Origin of the sequence: uncultured Mycobacterium sp. (assembly GCF_964249325.1) — a bacterium.
Lineage (GTDB): Bacteria > Actinomycetota > Actinomycetes > Mycobacteriales > Mycobacteriaceae > Mycobacterium.
In genome coordinates this window covers 1-1,943 of record NZ_CAXUCH010000268.1, presented here as the reverse complement: position 1 = coordinate 1,943, position 1,943 = coordinate 1, and the positions used below count along the sequence as shown (strand labels likewise).

Annotated in this window: 3 pseudogenes (1 of these 3 running past the window's edge); 2 read left to right on the top strand and 1 reads right to left on the bottom strand. The window is 69.0% G+C overall.

The window, feature by feature from the left end:
- Positions 1-631, top strand: a pseudogene (locus tag ACFE99_RS22170) (aminotransferase class I/II-fold pyridoxal phosphate-dependent enzyme) (it extends 717 nt beyond the left edge of the window).
- A 30-nt stretch (positions 632-661) separates the two neighbouring features.
- Positions 662-1,692 (top strand): annotated as a pseudogene (locus ACFE99_RS22165) (aminotransferase class V-fold PLP-dependent enzyme).
- Positions 1,693-1,696: 4 nt separating this feature from the next.
- Here the strand turns inward: ACFE99_RS22165 and ACFE99_RS22160 are convergent.
- A pseudogene (locus tag ACFE99_RS22160) lies at positions 1,697-1,943 on the bottom strand (antitermination protein NusB); the annotation flags it as partial.

The following is a 1,943-nucleotide window of genomic DNA, read 5'->3' as shown; positions in this document are numbered from 1 at the left end:
CATGCGGCTCCTCCTGGTCGAAGACAGCGCCCGGCTGCGCGATCTGCTGACCGAGCGGGCCGGCGACCTGCTGGTGGTCGAAGACGACCATTGCGCCGCTATCTCCGGCGCAGCGCTGCACCCCATAGCGGGATGCACCAGGCACTGGGCGTTTGTCAGATCGGCAGCCAAGGCATACGGCCCCGACCTGCGGCTGGCCGTGCTCGCCGGCGACCACCGCACCATCGAGCGGGTGCACGGGCGGCTACGGCTAGGGCCGGGCTGGGTCAGCCACCTGCTGCAGGATCTGGCGCTCAGTCTGTGGCGAGACGAGGCAGCGACCCGGCTCGTGCAGGCGGCTGAAACCGCCTATGCCCGCAGCCGCGCCGGTCTGCTCGCGGCGCTGGCCGAGCGGGGTGTCGCCGCACACGGCCGCTCCGGTCTCAATGTGTGGGTTCCGGTGCCCGACGAGTCGACGGCGGTCACCCGGCTGCTGGCCGGCGGCTGGGCGGTCGCGCCAGGCAGCCGGTATCGAATCCGCACCGCACCCGGCCTGCGGATCACCATCTCCGACCTTGACGCCGCGGAAATCGGCCCGCTAGCCGACGCGCTGGCCGACGCCGTGCACGGCGTGGGCCGGCCGAGTGTGTGACAGCCAGCAGGAATACGCGAAGGTGGTGGGGTGACCCGCGAGGCTTTCGGCGCCGAGTTTGACGGCGTCGACGGATTTCTGGACACCGCGACCTATGGAGTGCCGCCGCGTTTTGTGGCCGAGGCGCTGCGCGACTGCGTCGAGTCGTGGCAGCGCGGCAGCCTCGACGTCAGCACGTTCATCGAGCTGATGGCTGCCAGTCGAGCGGCGTATGCGTCGCTGACCGGGACTGACCCGCACCGAGTTGCCATCGGGAACAGCACCTCGTCGCTGATCGGCCTGGTCGCAGCGTCAATACCGGACGGCAGCCGGGTGGGGCCACCGTGAGCGGCGAATACACCAGTGTGACTTTCCCGTTCGCGGCGCAAGCAGCTCGGGGTGTCACCGTCACCGAGGTGCCGCACGGCCGGCTCGAGGACAGCGCCGCCGACTTCGACGTGGTCGCCGTCAGTCTGGTGCAGTCCGCAGACGGCACTGTGCTTGACGTCGAGTCGTTGCGCCGCAGCGTCGCCGCGTCAGGCACCGTCACGGTGATCGATGCGGTGCAGGCCTTGGGCTGGATGGACATCGACCTGTCGTGGGCGGACGTCGCGGTCGGGGCGAGCTACAAGTGGCTGTTGGGGCCGCGCGGGGTGGCGTGGATGTCGTTGAGCGACCGGATGTTGGACATGTTGATTCCGCACATGGCGAATCCGTTTGCGGCTGAAGACTTGTGGTCGTCGCTGTACGGGTTGCCGATGCGGTTGGCCGGCGACGCCCGGCGGTTCGACTCTTGGCCGGCGTGGTTCAGCTTGTTCGGCGCGGGGATGTCCCTGAGGTGGCTGGTGACGCTGGACCGGGCCGACGTGCACGCCCACACCGTGGGCTTGGCGAACCGGCTGCGGGCCGAACTAGAGCTCCCACCGATGAACTCCGCGATCGTGTCCATTCCGGGCGACCACTCGGCTGATGCTTTGCGCGACGCCGGCATCCGGGCAGCCGTGCGTGCGGGTGGATTGCGCGTCGGGTTTCACCTCTACAACACCGAGTCCGACCTGGACCGGCTCGTGAATGCGCTGTAGGCGCCTATTCATTGACGTGGTCGTCCCGGTCGTCGACGCGGCGAGTGCCGCGGGTGATGACCATCCACCGCCGAACGGGCGAATCCCAGCGCCGCTGCGGCAGCTCGGTGACATCGGTGAGCGACCTGACGACGGCCTGCGTCAGGCCCATGATCGCGGCCATCACCGGAAGAAGCGGTTGGAACGGTTTGGCCGCCGAGCGGACGGTGCTGATGCGCCTGGCGACCACGTAGCGCTCGACGCAGTGATAC